Below are 17752 nucleotides of genomic sequence, written 5' to 3' on the forward strand. Positions count from 1 at the left end.
TCTTAAAATTCAGAAAAAAATTAAAGGAAATATAATGTAATTAAGAGAATAATATAAAATATTATTAAAAATTAGAATCTTATGGGCACGGATAAGACACGTCAGAAAGTTGGCACAGAATATAAAATTTTGCTCTTTTGTTTATAAAGATTGCATATAAGTTCAAGATTTGCGAGGTGAAAGAAATGAATATTATCGAGTCTATTGAAAAAGAAGTAGAAGATAAATGTAAAGAAGAAAATAATGTTTTTGGATATGGAATATGGAGTCATCATATTTTAAGTGTTGTTAAATATGCAAAGCTTCTTGCCGAGGAAATTGGAGCAGATATTGAGATAGTAGAAATAGCATCCCTGTTACATGATTATGCAGGTATAAAGGATTATACTAAGCATGAGAAACATCATATATATGGTGCTTTAGAGGCAGAAATGATGTTAAAGAAATTTAATTATCCTAATGATAAAATTGAGAAGGTAAAAGATTGCATTATTTCACATAGAGGCAGTATTCAAATAGAAAAAAAATCAAAAGAGGCTGTTTGTGTTGCCAATGCAGATGCAATGGCTCATATAGAAAATATACCTTCATTATTATATTTTGCTTATTGCAAAAAAGGATTAGGAATTGATAAAGGTTCACAATGGGTGAGTAAAAAAATTGAAAGAAGCTGGAACAAGTTAAATGATGAAGGAAGAATGCTGATACTAGATAAATACGAGAGTGCACAAAAAATATTGAGTATAGACTTAAAATGATCGCTATATGCAATAAACTTTTAAAGAAATATAAAAATAAAATTTATGGAGGTATGCATAATGTATATTGGTCAAAAAGTCAGATTGAGAGAGTATAGAAAAGAAGATATTGAGAAGGCACAAAAATATATGAATGATCCAGAAATGAGAAGATTATTACATCCAGGAATTCCCTATCTCTATACCTTTGAAGATGAGGAAAAATGGTTTAATGAGCTTTCTGCAAACAAAGATGTCTACAACTTTGCAATTGAAACAATAAAAGATAAAAAGTATATTGGTGGCTGTGGACTAAATAAAATAGATTGGAAGAATAGTGTTGCAGTAGTAGGAATTTTTATTGGAGATAAAGAATACTGGGGCAAGGGCTATGGAACCGATGCTATGAAAATTTTAATTAAATTTGTTTTTGAACAAATGAATATAAACAAAATAAAATTAAATGTTTTTTCCTTCAATCAAAGAGCAATAAAAAGTTATGAAAAATGTGGATTTAGAAAAGAAGGGATTCTTAGACAGGAGATATATAGAGATGGTCGATATTATGATGATATAATAATGGGGATATTGAGAGAAGAATATAACATAAATTAAATTCTATCTAAATTCTTATTGAATTAAATCTTTCTTTATGTTAATTTTTAGAATTACAGATAAAATTATAAGGAGTATTTATATGTTTAAAAGAAAAATATTGTTTGCAGTGATTTTATTAATTTTAATGTCAATAGTTGCTCCATTAATATGCTATGGAAATTCAGCAGAGCCGCCTTCCATATTGATTATAGTTCCCAATGCACCTGATAATCTTGAAATAAGCATTGAGTCCGATAATGAATATAAAAAGGCTGGTAAATCCAATAAAGCTAATGAAACATATTATACTTTTTACTTGAGGGATTTAAAAAATACAAAGGAGTATAATTTAAAAATTAGTACAGGGAGCAATACCTTTGAAATATTATTGGATCAGCCTTTGAAAACATATAGAAACATATTTACCTTGGATTTGAAAAATCAGAGGCTAATCCCTGGCAAATCCTTATCAAGGTCGATTGTATTATTATCTTCTAGAGTTATTTTGACATTAATAATAGAAGCTTTAATCTTCTTTGTATTTGGATATAGACAAAAAAGGTCATGGTATATTTTCCTAATCATTAATCTACTTACTCAAGGAGTCTTAAATATTTGGCTTAATGGATTTTTTCCTTTGGACAGTTATATAATTTTAGCTCTGATATTTGGTGAAATATTTGTATTTATTGTTGAAAGTCTTGCATTTTTAACTTTTATTAAAGAACATAGTCGTTTAAGGACAATTCTGTATGTATTATTAGCAAACATATTAAGTTTAATTGCAGGCGGATATATAATTACGATTATGCCAATATAGTACATTATAATGAAGTTGGGGAGAAATTATATTATTGAAGAAAATTAAGATTTGTAGGGGGGGCTTAAATTGAATAAGAAAGTGAAAGAATTAATTTATAAATATGTAAAAGAGTATTCAGAGAAAAAAGAAATAAAAACTAAATGGGGACAACCTATAGTAAAATTTTCTGATGCCAATGATAAAATGTTTATTAAGTTAAAAGAAATTGTAAGTCCAACTCACGGTTTACCTAAGGATTTTCTAGAGGATGCCAAAACAGTAATTTCTTATTTTATTCCATTTGACCCATCAGTTGCAAATTCAAATATAAAAGGGAAGTATAGTTCAAAAAAGTGGGCCCAAGCTTACGTAGAAACTAATGATTTGATATTTAATCTAAACAAATATATTAAAAAAGAATTTGAAGCTTTAAATTATAAATCTAGTATTATACCTGCAACACATAATTTTAATGAAAACAGTCTAATCAGCGATTGGTCCCATAGGCATGTAGGCTATATTGCAGGTTTAGGAAAGTTTGGTTTGAATAATATGTTAATTACAGATAAAGGATGCTGTGGTAGAGTAGGAAGCATAATAACTAATTTGAAAATAGAGCCCACTAAAAGAAGTGATAAGGAATATTGTCTTTACAAAAGTAAAGGAATCTGCAAAAAATGTGTAAAAAGATGTGTGAATGATGCATTAAAAGTAGATTCCTTTGATAGACATAAATGTTATGAAATATTATTGTACAATGATAAATTGCATTTTGACCTTGGGTTAACAGATGCATGTGGGAAATGTTGTGTAAGCTTGCCCTGCTCTTTTACTAATCCAGTATAATATACAATATATTCCATATGGATATGATTACGGTTTGTGTTAAAATTTAATATAAAGTGAAAAGGAATGGACCAGAGTGTAATATTAAATATGGAGGAAACAGAAATAGACATATTTCTGAATTTTAATATTGATAATGGGTTTAAGGAGAAATAGGAGGCAAAATTGACTAAAAATATAAGACCAATTAAAAGATCGAAACTGAGAATTAAAGCAGGTAAAATGTTTTATACCACAAAACGATATTTGGAGTGGTATTTTGGAGATAAGAAATATTCAAAAACATTTTCCAATGTTTTCTTACCTAAAACTGTTTTTACCCATAAGACACCATTGTATAGAAAATTAAGGAATGTAGACATGTGGTTGCAGTATAATAAAGTCATTAATCTCAGAATAGCTATTGAAAAATTAGATGGAATAATAGTTAATCCGGGAGAGACTTTTTCCTATTGGAAGCTAATCGGAAAGCCCAATAGAAGAAAAGGATATGTAGATGGAATGGTGCTTTTTTATGGAGGGTTCAAGACTGGAGTTGGAGGAGGTTTATGTCAATTATCAAATATGATTTATTGGATGACCTTACATACTCCATTAATGATAACTGAAAGATACAGGCATAGTTATGATGTATTTCCTGATTCTAAAAGAACGCAGCCCTTTGGAAGCGGAGCCACATGTGTATATAACTATAGAGACCTGCAGATATATAATGGAACGGATAAAGCCTATCAATTACATATGTATTTAACCGATGAATATTTGATTGGAGAATGGAGAGCAGTGAAAAAGCCATTATTTACATATGAAGTATACGAAAAAGAACATAAAATCACCCATGAATATTGGGGAGGATATATTAGACATAACCTGATATATAGAAAAGTTCTTGATTCAAGTAATAATATAGTAGATGATGAGTATATTACAGAAAATCACGCACTTATGATGTATCAGCCCTTTTTAGAAGGGCATACTCAGGAGAGTGTATCTTAAAGAGTTTGTAGGTGTTTAATGGAGGAACTTTTAATATGAAAAAAGTTATTGTATTTTTAATAATTTTATTGATTACTCTAACCGGATGTCAGAAAAATAATTCACCAGAGGATAAACCAACTATAAATAATGCTAATCTTAAATCAGACATAAAATCTCTACTAAATGAAGGTAATTATTCTTTAGAGATTAAATATGATGACAGCCAATTTATTAAGGCCAATAAATATTTCACCCATAGACTTTTAGAAGTATTAACCAATGATTTGGCTGAGGACTTAGTAAAGGACTTTGAAACTCAATGGAAAGAAAGTATTATGGATAACTATAATATAATTTTAAAGTTTCAAGGTTATAAAGAAATTTATATTAATACAGATTTGGAATGTTTCTGGTTTGAAGATGAAGATAAGTTATATAGTGCAAAAGGAATTAAAGAACTATGGGGAAGATATATTATTAAAATAGTTGAAGGTGATCCTATTTATTGGGACTTTGAAAAAACAGTCTTTACTGAAATAAATGACGACATTGATAGAGATGAAAAAGAGGATAATGTATTATTGTTTTATGATGGGGATATACGCTTAAGGGTAAATGATAAGGAGCTGGTTATAGGTAAATCTCCCTATATAAGACCAAGCTTCAAATCTGGCAAGCAGTATTATAATCATTCACCTTTAGATAGTGTTAATCTTGAATACATTGAGAATTTGGATCTATTAATGTATACCTTTGAATCATTTAGCATTCATGGTCCTTTTACTAATGTTAGTTTTTACAAATACAAAAACGGAAAAATAAATAGAATATGGTCTGATTTTGATATTGATTGTGAGATTAAAACTATTGACTTTGATAAAGGAACAGTTGATATTTCATTTCCCTTTGCTAACATTGTATATAAAGCAAAATTAAATAATGAAGAGCTAAAAATAAGCAAGTCAATTGTTTCAGAACTTAAAGCTGGAGGAATTGAGATTAACAATAAGTATATTGATGATATAAAAGAAAATATTATGAGCAGTGGAGATCATATATTGTTTAAGGATTATGATGGGGACGATGCTCCGGAACTTGTTGTATTAGGAGAGATAGATACTGTTGGGGCTTCAACACCAATACGATTATGGGATAGAATAGTATTTGTATTTGATTTGTTTCCCGATAGGCTTAGTTGTATTGATATATTATTGGAAAGAGATGTAGAGGATGGAAATAACATTTTTAAATATTCTAATTAATTGATTTAAAAAGGATTCTATATGAGTTTCTAAAGGAGATTAAAATATGAAAAATGAACATAGATCAGTACAGGAAATGTGGATGAATTATTTAAAGGTTATAGGCGAAGATAGGAAAAGTAGAAATAAAGAGTATACCTCATGGTATTTTTGCGACAATGAAAAGGATGCAAATCATTTGGCCAAGTTGGTTGTTGAAGGAACTAAAAGGGCAACTGCTTCATTATATTATTGGTACGAGGTAGAAAAAGAAAAACCTCCTAAAAAAGGAGACTTAAGTATAATTACAGATTGGAATGGGATAGCAAAGTGTATTATTAGAACCAATAAGGTTTCTATAATACCGTTTGAAGAAGTGACAGAGGAATTTGCAAGAATGGAAGGAGAAGGAGATAAATCTTTGGAATACTGGAGAAATGCACATATTAATTTTTTTAGTAGAGAGCTAAAGGACCTTGGGAAAAAATTTTCTAAAGATATGACGGTTGTATGTGAGGAATTTGAAGTTGTATATAAGTAATATGAATATATTACTGTATTTAGAATGTTTTTAAAATGTAGAAAGAAGGGAGAGGAAATATGGCGGTTATAGTTCAACATAAGGAAACACTTAAAAAATTTATTTTTCTAGGTGTAGGCTATGGAACCTATAAAGCAACTAGACCAAGCTTTCTAGGTGGAAATCTATTTCCAAATGAAGATGAAGGAGAAACCCGTGTAGCAGCAGTATGTGACAAAGAAGGTAATATAATTTGGTTTCCACCAAAGGATTTAAAAGTTATAGAAATAGATGGTGTAAATCTTAAAAATTTAAGTGAGCTGTTTGATGAAGAGAAAGATAATGCTGACTCGTTAGAAGTATGTCTAGAATGTGGACATAAAATATATGACCATGATGAAAGTTGTTCAAGCTGTGGGAGAAGTTTTGTACATAAGAAATAAAATAACTAAGAATGCAAACACAAAGAAGAGGAAAATTTAAAAAGTGATATAATTTTAGGATATATTATTATAAATATAATTGAAAGAAAATCTTTTGTAAAGATATTGAAAAATATATTTTTAGAGATAATCTATCTATCATCCAATAGAAATTTGCATCAGTGAAAAAGAAAAAATATGGCAAGAATTAGAAAAATTTATATATTAGATTGACCTTTTTAATATTTAGATGTAGAATAGTTAGTGAATTAAGATATCAATTTATTTTAAATATTAATAACAATGGGGAGTTAGATGAATCTGGCTGAGAGGAAGCTATATTGCTTCGACCCGTATTACCTGAACTGGATAATGCCAGCGGAGGGAAAATATTGTCTGTTTATTTTAGCTTAACAGTTAATAGCCCTTATCCAGTTTAGGATGAGGGATTTGTTTTTTTTATTTAGAATACAAAGACTAATAAAAGCCTTTGTCAATAAAAAGGAGGAAAGGAAATGTCTGCAATTAATGTTAGCTTACAAATTTTACCAAGTGTATCCGATGAAAGAATTTATGAGGTGGTTGATAAGGTAATAGCCTATATAGATTCTACCGGTGTAAAATATGAAGTTGGCCCCATGGAAACTACTATGGAAGGAGAGTTTGATAAACTTTTGGAAATTGTAAAAAATGCTCAGGAAATATGTGTGAAAGAAGGAGCTTCCAGAGTTTTATCGGTTGTTAAAATTGATTATAAACCCGAGGGCGTGACTATGAATGAAAAAATCGGAAAATACAGGAAATAAACTTATTCCTATTATATTTTTAGGTTTATTAATTTCTATTTGGCATTTTGTAACTGAATATGGATATATAGAAAAATATCTTTTGCCTTCGCCAAAGGATGTGGCAATTACATTTTTTGAAATACTGCCCCAGCTTAAGCCCCATATAATTATTACACTGAAAGAGGCACTATTAGGATTTGCTTTGGCAATAATATTAGCTATTGTTTTGGCTATTTTAATGGACAATATAGAAATAATAAAAAAGGCAATATATCCACTACTCATTATATCCCAAACTGTACCCATAATTATTCTAGCACCACTTTTTGCCATATGGTTTGGTTTTGGAATTTTTCCTAAGATAATAGTGGTTATGGTAGTTTGCTTTTTTCCCATAGTAGTTAGCTTACTTGAGGGGCTGGATTCTGTAGATGAGGATATTATTAATTTGATGAAGTCAATGGGTGCAGGCAAGCTTAAAATTTTTACTTTAGTAAAATTTCCTGCAGCCATGGTTAACTTTTTTTCAGGACTTAAAGTCGCAGCAACTTATAGTATAATGGGGGCCGTTATTGGCGAATGGATGGGAGGAAAACTAGGTCTGGGATTATATATGATGAGGGCAAAGAAGTCCTTTTATCTAGATAAGGTTTTCGCCATCATATTCTTAATAGTGGCTTTAAGCATGATTGTATTTAAGATAGTTACAGTGTCCCAATATTTATTTATGCCGTGGACTAAAGAAAAAGAAAACAGGAGGAATAGTAATGAAAAAAATAGGAGTATTATTTTTGGTAGTGGCTCTATTAGTAAGCTCTTTAACTGGGTGTCAAAATGAACCGGTAAAGGAAGAAAGTAAAGTAGAAAATGAAAATAATGAAGAAGGAAAAAATGAAGAAAAGGAAAGTGAATTGGAGAAGGTAACATTTATACTTGATTATCTTCCAAACACTAATCATACTGGTATTTATACAGCCTTGGAAAAGGGATATTTTAAAGAAGAAGGACTTGAGGTTGAAATTATTCAACCTGCCAGTACTGATATAGATCCTTTAATTGCCAAGGGTGAAGGAGATCTTGGCGTAAGCTTTCAGGAGCGTGTTACTTTGGCTAGAACTGCAAAAAATCCACTGCCTATAAAGGCTGTGGCAGCTATTATACAGCATAACACCTCTGGATTTGCAGCACCTGTTGAGAAGAGTATAAAAAGCCCTAAGGATTTTGAAGGCAAAATCTATGGAAGCTGGGGAACTGATTTGGAAAGGGCATTTTTAAAGACTGTTATGGAAAAAGAAAATGCAGATTTTGAAAAACTTGAAATCTTAGACCTAGAGACCTTCGACTTCTTTACAAGCGTTAAAAACACCGTAGATTTTCAATGGATTTTCTATGGTTGGGATGGTATAGCAGCAGAAGTTAAAGATTTCCCAATAGATTTTATAAAGCTTCAAGATGTTGACCCAAAATTAGATTTTTATACACCTGTTATTATAACAAATGAAGAAATGATTAAAAACAGACCTGAAGTAATAAGAAAGTTTTTAAAGGCTGCAACAAAGGGATATGAATTTGCAATAGAAAATCCCGAAGAAGCTGTAGAAAATCTATTAAAGCATGCTCCAGAAACCGATAAAGAAATAGCTGTAAAAAGTCAAAAATATCTGGCTCAGGAATTTAAAAAGGATGCAGAGCGATGGGGAGAAATGAAGCTTGAGATATGGGAGACCTTTGGTGGTTGGATGTACGAAAATGGTCTTTTGGAAAAGGAATTAAATGCAAAAGAGGCATTTACTAATGAGTTCTTACCAGAAAAATAAGCTTAGGATTAATAATATATATAAGAGCTTTGATGATATTTTAGTTATAGACAATGTATCCCTTGAGCTTAAAGAGAAGGAATTTGTATCTTTACTTGGACCTAGTGGAAGTGGGAAAAGTACAATTTTCAATATAATAGCAGGACTTATCTCACCGGATGAAGGTAAGGTTTTTATTGAAGGTAAAGATTTTACAGGAAAAACCGGAAGAGTAAGCTATATGTATCAAAAAGATTTACTTCTTCCATGGAAAAAAATAATTGATAATGTATCACTGCCCTTAGTGGTTAAGGGAATGGGAAAAAAAAAGGCAAGAGAAAATGTGCAAGGATATTTTAATATATTTGGCTTGGAAGGGTTTGAATACAAATATCCCTTCCAGCTTTCAGGAGGTATGAGGCAAAGGGCTGCTCTTATGAGGACATATATGTTTTCGGAGGATATAATCCTTTTGGATGAACCCTTTGGAGGGCTGGATGCCATAACAAGAAGAAAAATGCAGGACTGGCTATTGGAAGTGCTTCACAGTCTAGAGGCTTCAATTCTTTTTATTACCCATGATATAGATGAAGCATTACTTTTATCCGATAGAATTTATATATTATCCGATAGACCTGCAAAGGTTAAAGCCCAGATAAAAGTTGATTTACCAAAGCCTAGAGGAAATGAAATTATTACCACATCAAAGTTTAATCAATTAAAGAAAAATATTATGAATATGCTTTAAGTTTTTCCTATATAAAGAAGAAACTTAAAAACTTGGAACATACAATATGGAACTTTGAACTAACAAAGAGGTGTAAAAATATGACTTTTTTCGATAAAGAAGCTAATTCATATGATGAATGGTATAAAACAAAATTCGGTAATTTTGTGGATAAGGTTGAAACGGAATTGGCTTTTAAGCTTTTTAAGCCTGAAAAGGGAATGAAAATTTTAGATATTGGCTGTGGAACTGGAAATTTCAGCATTAAACTTGCTAAGGAAGGTTGTAAAGTAATTGGTATTGATATTTCCGAGGAAATGCTTAAAAAGGCACGACGAAAAGCTCAGATGATGAACCTTGATATTGAATTTTATAAAATGGATCTTTATGATTTGAAATTTCAAGATAAAAGCTTTGATGCAGTATTTTCAATGGCAGCATTTGAGTTTGTAAAAGAGCCTCTAAGAGCATTAGATGAAATGTTTAGGGTGGCTAAGGATGGGGCACAAATTTTAATAGGAACCATTAGTAAAGATAGTAAATGGGGAGAATTATATCTGAGTGAAGAAGTTCAAAAAAATACTGTATTTAAGTATGCGGATTTTAAGACTTTAGAAGATTTAAAGGCGTTAAGGAATGATAAATTAGTGGATTTTGGAGAATGCTTATTTATTCCTCCAAGCGCAAATGAAGAAGATATAACTATGGAAAATGAAATCAGGCTCTCCCAAGGAGAAAGAGGTGGATTTATATGTGCCCTATGGAAAAAATAGCTTCCTGTGAAATAGCATATATACCGATTATGAGTGAAAATTATATCGATGATGTAAATAAAGTTCTAAATATCATTAAATCCTATGAATTAGAATATAATATTGGTATTTTATCAACAACTATAAGGGGAAATAAAAATGAAATATTTAGCTTAATAAAGGAAATTTATGATACTATGGATGAAATGACAAGCTTTACTATTGACATAAAGATATCTAATATTTGTGGGTGTAAAATACATGGGTAATAATGAAAATTGATTGATTTTTTTAGCATGTCCCTCATATAGATAATAAGACAATTATTATTCTGTATGGGGGACATTCTTATGTTTGAAGGATTAAGCAAGAAAATGGTATACATTGTTTTGGTTCTATTAATTTTTAATGTTCAAGGAGAGGATTGTGGGAGTAGATTAAATAATGTAAGTAAATTAAAGATTGAGAATGGAGTTGCAGAAAAAAACATAGACAACCTTGATGAAAGTGTTAGTTACTCAAATATTAAAGCAGATGATTTGGTGATGGAGTTGGAAGCTCAAGAAGAGGATGATTTAAAAAGTGAAAAGAAAGAGCAAAAGGTAGATTGTGAGGTGATATACGAAATTGACGAAGAAAAATTAAAGAAAATAAATTATGATAATACATATGAGAAAGAAGTAGTAGAGAAATATAAAAAAGAAAATAATGTTGGCATAATTATGGACAATCCAGAGAACTATTCAGATATTAATGGAGTTACCTGCTTTAGAGGTAATAACTTTCGAAACTCTGCTGCCTATGGTTTTGTTGATGTAAATGAAAAAAAGCTTGAAATTATTTGGAATATATCTATTGGAAATATAGGTCGATGGACAGGAGTAGGCTGGAATGGACAGCCAGCTATAGTAGAGTGGCCTAAGGAGCTTCGTAACAGTATGAATATATTTGATGAAAAGAAAAATAAAGATAATTTAAAGGAAGTTATTTATGGGACGCTAGACAGCAATATTTATTTTTTAGACCTTGATGATGGTAGCTTTACAAGAAACAAACTAAAGATTCCAGGACCTATTAAAGGGAGTGTTACTATAGATCCTAGGGGAATACCACTTTTATATGTAGGACAAGGCATTAATCGTGTTAATAATAGATGGGTAAAAATGGGATATAGAATATTTAGTCTTTTAGACCAAAAATTACTATGCTTTATAAATGGACAGGATGAATTTGCATATAAAAGAAGGAGAAGCATATATACTTCAATGTGATTCTGCTGGAAAAATGTATCTTATAGAAGGAAGCTCAGGAGAAATTTTAGATAAAATATCACTAGGCTCAAACGTCGAAGGATCTCCAGCAGTATACGAAAATATGATTGTAGTTGGAACAAGAGGACAAAGGATATATGGAATAAAGATAAAATAGAGAGATTCAACTCTCTATTTTTTCGTTTTGTAAAAGATCAAATGTATCAAACGTTGTAAATTCAGCTTATATAAATAATTATAAATTAACACTGGTGAAATTATGGAATAAGTTTTTCTTAAAACTTATAGGAACTACCCTAATACTTGCAACTTGGAACCTGTAACTTGCAACTAAAAACGCTCCCTAGACGCATTTATCCATCCATGTAACATAAAAAACAATTGTAACAAATATGATACATAATTTAGAAAGTAAGTTTGTTTATTAAAAATATAATTATTACTACATGATAGAGAAAAAAATGTTACATGGGGCTGAAAAAGTAATAGATAGTAACAGCTATTTTATTAGATAGCATGTTGGCATAATAATTGCTATTTACAATGAGTAATTGGAAAAAGGAGGATAGGAGATAGTAGAGTAAAAAAATAATAGGAGGTTTATTATGGAGATTGGAAGTAAGAGGACAGGTATTATTATTTTTATAACAGTGCTTTGGGTTTTCATTACTATTAGTGGATGGAATGGTAACTGGTTTTCTGGTTTAATATCTAGTGTCGTATTAATGTTACTCTATATGATGCTTGGAGCGTCACAAAATGGGAAGCTGAATAAAAAATTATTTTTATATCCACTTTTATCATGGGCAGTATTATGGATTGTTGGTTTCTATTTTTCAAAGTATTATGCAGATGTTTTTGCAGGTAGAATGCCTGATTTTACAGTTTTGGGATTTCATCCGTCCTTTGCCTTTACTATATTGACATATTGGATAGGAGGAGTACTTACTCTTACAGTAGGATTTTATATTTTTTCAGATTATTGGTTATCCGATAAGGGTTGGGACAATTTCAAGAAAAAAATTGAAGCTATTAATACTGCAAAGGAGGAATTATAGATGTCAAGTGGAGTTAAGTACTTAATAATGGCATTTTCATTAGGAATGATTGTAGTTTCATTTATAATAGGTTGGACAGCGAAGAAAAAAGCTTCAGATGCTCAATCATTCTTTGGTGGAACTGCACTTTTCGGTCCGATTTCAGTTAGTTTATCCACTGTTGCAGCAGTAGCAAGTGCTTTTGCTGTGGTTGGCGTACCGGGTATTATTTATTCCTTTGGTAATACAATGACATTGTGGATGCTATCTTCAGCTGCTTTTGCAATGGCCTATTTTGCAATCGGTAAAAAGATAAGGGCTATGGCAGAGGTTGCTCCTATTGCAAGCCTTGGAGATATAGCGGATTTAAGATTTAACAACCATAGGGGAATAAAAGCTACATTATCCATTGTACTTTTCATAGGAGCTATAGCTTATTTAGCGTCACAAATCAGTGCAACATCTGCATTGTTTGCACATTTATTAGGATGGAATCCAATGGTAGCTGGATTTTTTATCTTTGGGATATTGACGGTATATACTGCTATAAGTGGTGAAGTTGGTGGAGTTCTTACTCAAGCATTTCAAGGCTTGATAATGGTAGTTGCAGGAATAATAATGATTGCTGCATTTTTCTCTATTACAAATGGTTTTGGAAGTGTAGTAGAGGTGGTTTCTACCGCAGGAAAAGTAACAGCTACGGTAGATGGACAGGAGGTAACTAAAGCATTTAGTCCTGGAATGATGAATGCTTGGGGAATACTCCCAGGATCAATAGCTATGACATGGATGTTTATTCCTATTTTAGGAACAATGGGTCAACCTCAAGTTTTAACAAGGATGTACGCATTAAAAAATCCTAAGGATATGCCTAAGCTTGGATTATATGCAGCAGTAGGACATATGATTGTTGGCTTCTTTGCTGTAACAATGGCATATGCAGCACTTTATCTTGTTGGTAAAGGTATTATACCTCCATTGGTAAAAGGTGATAATGCAATATTTGCAGTTGCTGATTATGTTGGGGTATATGCTCAACTATTTGTTTATGCAGCTATACTTGCAGCGTCAATGTCAACTGCAAGCATGTTCTTAACACTTTCTTCTAATATCATTTCAAGAGATTTACCTAGTGCATTAGGCAAAGAATTGGACTCTAAGAAACAGATTAAGATTTCCAGAGTTATTACCTTTGTAATAGGTATATTTGCAATACTATTTGCATTAACCAGCGGAGAGGCAGTAGCTATACTAGGTACTTTTGGATGGGGGACATTAATGTCTGCTACTTTCCCAGTATTTATAACAGGACTACTGTGGAAAAGAGCAAGCAGTCAAGGAGTGTACGCAGGCTTAATAACAGCTTTGATTTTAAATATCACAGCCTTAGTTCTAGATAGAACAGGATTTAAATGGCCTGGCGGGTTACCTTGGTATGTTAATGTAATAACTGCAGCATTAGTGGTAACTGTTGCTGTTTCATTATTTACTAAAGGAGCTACAGAAAAAGAACTTGACAAGAGAGTTGAAGCAGTTATAGATCTATAAAATTTAACAGCTTAAGGAGGAAAGACATGAAAATTTTAGGAATATGCGGAAGTCCCAGAGTAGGAAATACAGAATATTATATTAATGTTGTTTTAAAGGAATTAGCTGAAAGCGGATTTGAAGTGGAATTAGTAAGATTAAGGGATAAAAGCATTAATCAATGTGAAGGATGCTATGGATGTATAGAAAATAAAAAGTGTGTAGTAAATGATAGTTTTGAAGAAATTTTCAACAAGATGCTAAAGGCAGATGGCCTTGTTATTGGGTCACCAGTATATAATGGTTCAATAACTCCTAGATTAAAAGCGCTTTTAGATAGGGCTGGATTTTCTTCTCGCTGGATGAAAAATGACTTAAAAACTGATAAAGGCAAATATGACTGGGGACAAATGCCTTTTTCAAGAAAAGTTTTTGCACCAATAACGGTTGCAAGAAAAACTGGTCAAACATTTGCATATGCACAGCTAGCTCTATGGGCATCAGTTAATGATTTTATCATAACAGGATCAAATTATTGGACCATTGGTTCAGCAGGAACATCTGGCAGCATAAATGCCAATGAAGATACAGAAGGCATAAGCATAATGCAGCATTTAGCAGAAAACATGGACCATGTAATTAAAAAATTAAAGGCATAAGCAACAAGAAAAGAACTATGATTTTTTTTCATAGTTCTTTTCATATTTTTTATACTTTTTAGGTTGCCCCTAATACTTGCAACTTGGAACCTGGAACTTGCAACTAACAAAGAGTCACAAGACATTTTGTTCCTTACGCCTCACGATTTTTAAGCTTCCTGTAAAGAGTCATTCTTTTTATACCTAATAATTCTGCTGCCTTGGATTTATTATTGTCACAAATATTCAAAGTGTCTTCAATTATTTTAAGTTCAATTTCCTTAAGTATATTGTTTAAAGAACCTTTCTCAGATAATAGCTCTGATGAGCTATAAGAATTAGCCATACTTTTGTAACTATTTTCCAGTATATTTATAGGTATTGAAGCCTTTGTTACTTCATCTCCAGTTGCAATTACCATTAAGCGATAAACAATGTTTTTTAGCTCTCGAACATTTCCTGGCCAATTATAATTAGACAGAGTTGATATAACTTCCTTAGAAAACTTTTTATATATTCCATTTTTTTGATGGAAAGAAGATCTGAAGTGTTCAATTAATAAAGGTATATCTTCAGGTCTCTCACGTAATGAAGGTATATTGAGATTTAAAACATTTAACCTATAATATAAGTCCGCTCTAAACTTTTTTTCTTCTACTTTTTTAAGAAGGTCATAATTTGTAGCTGCAATAATTCTTACATCAATGTCTATTGATTTGCTACTTCCTATTTTCTCAATTTGATTTTCTTGTAATACTCTTAGAAGCTTAGATTGCATGTTAAGAGGTAAATCACCGATTTCATCTAAAAAAATTGTTCCACCTTGAGCTAATTCAAACTTACCTAATTTCCCCGACTTATTTGCTCCAGTGAAGGATCCTGCTTCATATCCAAAAAGCTCTGATTCAAGTAAAGTTTCAGGAATTGCAGCACAGTTAATGCTTACAAATGAACTAGAGACTCTATTGCTGTTATTATGAATAGCATGGGCAAAAAGCTCTTTACCTACACCACTTTCACCAGTAATTAAAACAGGCAGATTAGTTGCTGCAAAAGAATGAGCTCGAGATTTAAAATGTTTTATTAAGGAAGACTGAGTTATTATGTCATCAAATGTATATTTAGCTTTGAAATTGGAACTAGTACTTTTTATATTACTATGACTTGTGGTTTTTATAGAATTAATTATAGAATTTCTAATAGTTTTTGCGTTGTTTAAGGATTCAATATCATCTAGTACTATTATTCCAGCTGCACCGATTATTTCATCACCATCAAAAATTGGGATTCTATCTACAATTGATTCTTTTCCATTTTGAAAGACATGCTTTTGTCCAATTTCTGGGATGCCTGATTTTAAAACTATTGGTAGTCGTGTAGTATTGTCAATTTCAGCAAGGTGTTTTCCAACTACTTCTGTCAAGGGTGTTTCAAGGTAATCTAAAAAAGCTTCATTCATAACGATAACTCTACATTCACTGTCAACAAAATTGATAGGGAGAGGAAGTTTATTAAATAGAGAAGAAGGAATGGTATTAAAAAACTTATCGATTTGGTTTATATGGTTAAATTTATACAAACAATCACCTCCCAATATTAGATATTTTATTACTATTATATCATCAATCTAATGCCATTTTAAGAAACAATTAGATGTGTGTAACAATTTTGCAAAGTGTAACTATAGAGTACATTATATGGAGAAATTGGTATAACTCAAATGCTTTACAGAATATTGTTTCTATAGAGTAACTAATTGATACAATATAATTTTGAATCTGATAAATAGTTATTATTTAAAAATATTCTAAAAACAACATTTTTAGAAGTAATTATATTTTAAAAACTAATTTAAAATCATTTGAAACCTATGGAAATTCAATGAGTAGCCGCATATTTAAACATGTTGAATTTTTAAAAAATGTATCTAAACCTTCTAATTTTCTAAAGCTGGCAAGACTTTTGCAATTAAATTGTAGTAAGAAAGAAATCTTAAAAGCATTACTAATTTAAGGAGGAATTTTAATGACTAAGAATTTTCATGTTGGTATTGTTGATTTTGAGACATACCTTCCAGAAAAAACAATAACAGCAGAAGAACTATCAGAGCTCGTAGATATACCAGCGGAAATATTGAGAGAAAAAATGGGGATTAATAGAAAACATGTAGGAGGACCAGAGGATCATTCGGCAATGATGGCTACAAAAGCATCTAAAAAACTTTTAGAAAGAAATAATATAGATCCGAATGACATTGACATGATATTATACGCAGGTGAAACATATTGTGAATACGTATGCTGGACTGCAGCTATAAAAATACAAAATGAATTAGGTGCTGATAATGCATATGCATGGGATTTAGGATTTAGATGTGCAGGTACACCATTAGCTTTGAAAGTAGCAAAGGATATGATGAAGTCTGATGATAGTTTGAATACAGTATTAATTACTGGAGGAAATACAAATGCATATTTAATAGACTATAAAGATAAAAATCAATCATTTATGTTTGATATGTCACCTGCTGGACTAGCTATTTTAATTAAGAGAGATCATATGGAAAATGAAGTTTTAGGAACTGGAATAATAACAGATCATGTATTTTGCGATGATGTAATTGGAAAATGGGGAGGAACTCTATATCCAATAACTGATGAGATAGCAAAAGACCCTGAAAAATTAAGAAAGGCTAGATTAATTCATCTAACTGATCCAAAGGGAATGAAGAAAAGATTAGCTGAAAAGTCTCTACCTGATTTTACAGGAGCAGTTAGAAAAGCTCTAAACAAATCAAACTTAAAGAAAGAAGATATAGATTTTATTGCCATAAATCATATAAATCCCAAAGCACATTATGCTATCATGGGTGATTTAGGTATTGATAAAGAAAAGACGGTATACTTAGCTGATGATGGACACTGTGGTCATGCAGATCAATTTCTTGCATTAGGACACGGGTTATCTAAAGGAATAGTAAAAGAAGGTGATATCTGCGCTTTACTAGGTGCTGGAACAGGATATGCTTTTGGCTGCACAATGATTAGATGGGGTAAAACTAGGTAATAATTAG

21 protein-coding genes and 1 riboswitch are annotated in these 17752 nt (G+C 31.2%); of the genes, 20 read left to right on the forward strand and 1 reads right to left on the reverse strand.

Annotation, left to right across the window (positions count from 1 at the left end):
- Window positions 1–185 precede the first annotated feature (185 nt).
- From B5X81_RS17950 to B5X81_RS18040, 19 genes are all read left to right on the forward strand, one after another.
- Window positions 186–758 carry an HD domain-containing protein gene (locus B5X81_RS17950; RefSeq protein ID WP_079493605.1) on the forward strand — a complete coding sequence of 191 codons (573 nt, stop codon included), beginning with the start codon at window positions 186–188 and terminating at the stop codon, window positions 756–758.
- 60 nt (window positions 759–818) lie between these two features.
- On the forward strand, window positions 819–1352 hold the full coding sequence (locus B5X81_RS17955; protein WP_079493607.1) for a GNAT family N-acetyltransferase: 534 nt from the start codon (window positions 819–821) through the stop codon (window positions 1350–1352).
- 82 nt (window positions 1353–1434) lie between these two features.
- Complete coding sequence (locus B5X81_RS17960) at window positions 1435–2154, forward strand: hypothetical protein (RefSeq protein ID WP_079493608.1); 720 nt, start codon at window positions 1435–1437, stop codon at window positions 2152–2154.
- A 69-nt stretch (window positions 2155–2223) separates the two neighbouring features.
- Window positions 2224–2982, forward strand: a complete 759-nt coding sequence (locus B5X81_RS17965) for an epoxyqueuosine reductase (RefSeq protein WP_079493610.1) — start codon at window positions 2224–2226, stop codon at window positions 2980–2982.
- A 165-nt stretch (window positions 2983–3147) separates the two neighbouring features.
- Window positions 3148–3978, forward strand: coding sequence for a VanW family protein (locus B5X81_RS17970; protein WP_330397409.1), 831 nt, complete (start codon window positions 3148–3150; stop codon window positions 3976–3978).
- Between the two features lie 35 nt (window positions 3979–4013).
- Window positions 4014–5222 carry a hypothetical protein gene (locus B5X81_RS17975; protein ID WP_079493611.1) on the forward strand — a complete coding sequence of 403 codons (1209 nt, stop codon included), beginning with the start codon at window positions 4014–4016 and terminating at the stop codon, window positions 5220–5222.
- 46 nt (window positions 5223–5268) lie between these two features.
- On the forward strand, window positions 5269–5742 hold the full coding sequence (locus B5X81_RS17980; RefSeq protein ID WP_079493613.1) for an ASCH domain-containing protein: 474 nt from the start codon (window positions 5269–5271) through the stop codon (window positions 5740–5742).
- Window positions 5743–5801: 59 nt separating this feature from the next.
- Window positions 5802–6164: a hypothetical protein gene (locus B5X81_RS17985; RefSeq protein WP_079493614.1), complete on the forward strand. Its 363-nt coding sequence runs from the start codon at window positions 5802–5804 to the stop codon at window positions 6162–6164.
- A 273-nt stretch (window positions 6165–6437) separates the two neighbouring features.
- A riboswitch (TPP riboswitch) is annotated at window positions 6438–6549 on the forward strand.
- Between the two features lie 109 nt (window positions 6550–6658).
- The gene (locus tag B5X81_RS17990; protein WP_079493616.1) at window positions 6659–6949 is read left to right on the forward strand and encodes a thiamine-binding protein; all 291 of its coding nucleotides are present in this window, start codon (window positions 6659–6661) and stop codon (window positions 6947–6949) included.
- Window positions 6921–7769: an ABC transporter permease gene (locus B5X81_RS17995; protein WP_079493617.1), complete on the forward strand. Its 849-nt coding sequence runs from the start codon at window positions 6921–6923 to the stop codon at window positions 7767–7769. Before B5X81_RS17990 ends, B5X81_RS17995 begins: the two co-directional genes overlap by 29 nt.
- Window positions 7699–8748, forward strand: a complete 1050-nt coding sequence (locus B5X81_RS18000; RefSeq protein ID WP_079493619.1) for an ABC transporter substrate-binding protein — start codon at window positions 7699–7701, stop codon at window positions 8746–8748. The genes B5X81_RS17995 and B5X81_RS18000 overlap by 71 nt, the downstream gene beginning before the upstream one ends.
- Window positions 8726–9475 carry an ABC transporter ATP-binding protein gene (locus tag B5X81_RS18005; protein WP_079493620.1) on the forward strand — a complete coding sequence of 250 codons (750 nt, stop codon included), beginning with the start codon at window positions 8726–8728 and terminating at the stop codon, window positions 9473–9475. The genes B5X81_RS18000 and B5X81_RS18005 overlap by 23 nt, the downstream gene beginning before the upstream one ends.
- Window positions 9476–9555: 80 nt before the next feature.
- Window positions 9556–10227, forward strand: coding sequence for a class I SAM-dependent methyltransferase (locus B5X81_RS18010; RefSeq protein ID WP_079493622.1), 672 nt, complete (start codon window positions 9556–9558; stop codon window positions 10225–10227).
- Entirely contained in the window at window positions 10215–10475 is a 261-nt protein-coding gene (locus B5X81_RS18015) for a YkoF family thiamine/hydroxymethylpyrimidine-binding protein (protein WP_208985084.1), read from the forward strand. Before B5X81_RS18010 ends, B5X81_RS18015 begins: the two co-directional genes overlap by 13 nt.
- Before the next feature lie 81 nt (window positions 10476–10556).
- Window positions 10557–11477: a hypothetical protein gene (locus B5X81_RS27900; RefSeq protein WP_079493626.1), complete on the forward strand. Its 921-nt coding sequence runs from the start codon at window positions 10557–10559 to the stop codon at window positions 11475–11477.
- Between the two features lie 13 nt (window positions 11478–11490).
- Complete coding sequence (locus tag B5X81_RS27905) at window positions 11491–11634, forward strand: hypothetical protein (RefSeq protein ID WP_208985085.1); 144 nt, start codon at window positions 11491–11493, stop codon at window positions 11632–11634.
- A 448-nt stretch (window positions 11635–12082) separates the two neighbouring features.
- The gene (locus B5X81_RS18030; protein WP_079493630.1) at window positions 12083–12535 is read left to right on the forward strand and encodes a hypothetical protein; all 453 of its coding nucleotides are present in this window, start codon (window positions 12083–12085) and stop codon (window positions 12533–12535) included.
- Window positions 12536–14062, forward strand: coding sequence for a sodium:solute symporter family protein (locus B5X81_RS18035; RefSeq protein WP_079493632.1), 1527 nt, complete (start codon window positions 12536–12538; stop codon window positions 14060–14062).
- Between the two features lie 26 nt (window positions 14063–14088).
- A complete protein-coding gene (locus B5X81_RS18040) occupies window positions 14089–14700 on the forward strand; it encodes a flavodoxin family protein (RefSeq protein ID WP_079493635.1) in 612 nt (203 codons plus the stop codon).
- A gap of 133 nt (window positions 14701–14833) precedes the next feature.
- Here the strand turns inward: B5X81_RS18040 and B5X81_RS18045 are convergent, their stop codons facing one another.
- Window positions 14834–16258, reverse strand: a complete 1425-nt coding sequence (locus B5X81_RS18045; RefSeq protein WP_208985086.1) for a sigma-54 interaction domain-containing protein — start codon at window positions 16256–16258, stop codon at window positions 14834–14836.
- Between the two features lie 446 nt (window positions 16259–16704).
- On the opposite strand from B5X81_RS18045, the gene B5X81_RS18050 reads away from it, so the two are divergent.
- Entirely contained in the window at window positions 16705–17745 is a 1041-nt protein-coding gene (locus tag B5X81_RS18050) for a 3-oxoacyl-ACP synthase (protein ID WP_079493637.1), read from the forward strand.
- Window positions 17746–17752: the final 7 nt, after the last annotated feature.

The organism is Maledivibacter halophilus (assembly GCF_900167445.1).
GTDB classification, from domain to species: Bacteria; Bacillota; Clostridia; order Peptostreptococcales; family Caminicellaceae; genus Maledivibacter; species Maledivibacter halophilus.

Bases quoted from the DNA above. Each gene is read 5' to 3' on its own strand.
- B5X81_RS17950 (WP_079493605.1), top strand. From the start codon at position 186: ATGAATATTATCGAGTCTATTGAAAAAGAAGTAGAAGATAAATGTAAA.
- B5X81_RS17955 (WP_079493607.1), top strand. From the start codon at position 819: ATGTATATTGGTCAAAAAGTCAGATTGAGAGAGTATAGAAAAGAAGAT.
- B5X81_RS17960 (WP_079493608.1), top strand. From the start codon at position 1,435: ATGTTTAAAAGAAAAATATTGTTTGCAGTGATTTTATTAATTTTAATG.
- B5X81_RS17975 (WP_079493611.1), top strand. From the start codon at position 4,014: ATGAAAAAAGTTATTGTATTTTTAATAATTTTATTGATTACTCTAACC.
- B5X81_RS17980 (WP_079493613.1), top strand. From the start codon at position 5,269: ATGAAAAATGAACATAGATCAGTACAGGAAATGTGGATGAATTATTTA.
- B5X81_RS17985 (WP_079493614.1), top strand. From the start codon at position 5,802: ATGGCGGTTATAGTTCAACATAAGGAAACACTTAAAAAATTTATTTTT.
- B5X81_RS17990 (WP_079493616.1), top strand. From the start codon at position 6,659: ATGTCTGCAATTAATGTTAGCTTACAAATTTTACCAAGTGTATCCGAT.
- B5X81_RS17995 (WP_079493617.1), top strand. From the start codon at position 6,921: ATGAAAAAATCGGAAAATACAGGAAATAAACTTATTCCTATTATATTT.
- B5X81_RS18000 (WP_079493619.1), top strand. From the start codon at position 7,699: ATGAAAAAAATAGGAGTATTATTTTTGGTAGTGGCTCTATTAGTAAGC.
- B5X81_RS18005 (WP_079493620.1), top strand. From the start codon at position 8,726: ATGAGTTCTTACCAGAAAAATAAGCTTAGGATTAATAATATATATAAG.
- B5X81_RS18010 (WP_079493622.1), top strand. From the start codon at position 9,556: ATGACTTTTTTCGATAAAGAAGCTAATTCATATGATGAATGGTATAAA.
- B5X81_RS18015 (WP_208985084.1), top strand. From the start codon at position 10,215: ATGGAAAAAATAGCTTCCTGTGAAATAGCATATATACCGATTATGAGT.
- B5X81_RS27900 (WP_079493626.1), top strand. From the start codon at position 10,557: ATGTTTGAAGGATTAAGCAAGAAAATGGTATACATTGTTTTGGTTCTA.
- B5X81_RS27905 (WP_208985085.1), top strand. From the start codon at position 11,491: ATGTATCTTATAGAAGGAAGCTCAGGAGAAATTTTAGATAAAATATCA.
- B5X81_RS18030 (WP_079493630.1), top strand. From the start codon at position 12,083: ATGGAGATTGGAAGTAAGAGGACAGGTATTATTATTTTTATAACAGTG.
- B5X81_RS18035 (WP_079493632.1), top strand. From the start codon at position 12,536: ATGTCAAGTGGAGTTAAGTACTTAATAATGGCATTTTCATTAGGAATG.
- B5X81_RS18040 (WP_079493635.1), top strand. From the start codon at position 14,089: ATGAAAATTTTAGGAATATGCGGAAGTCCCAGAGTAGGAAATACAGAA.
- B5X81_RS18050 (WP_079493637.1), top strand. From the start codon at position 16,705: ATGACTAAGAATTTTCATGTTGGTATTGTTGATTTTGAGACATACCTT.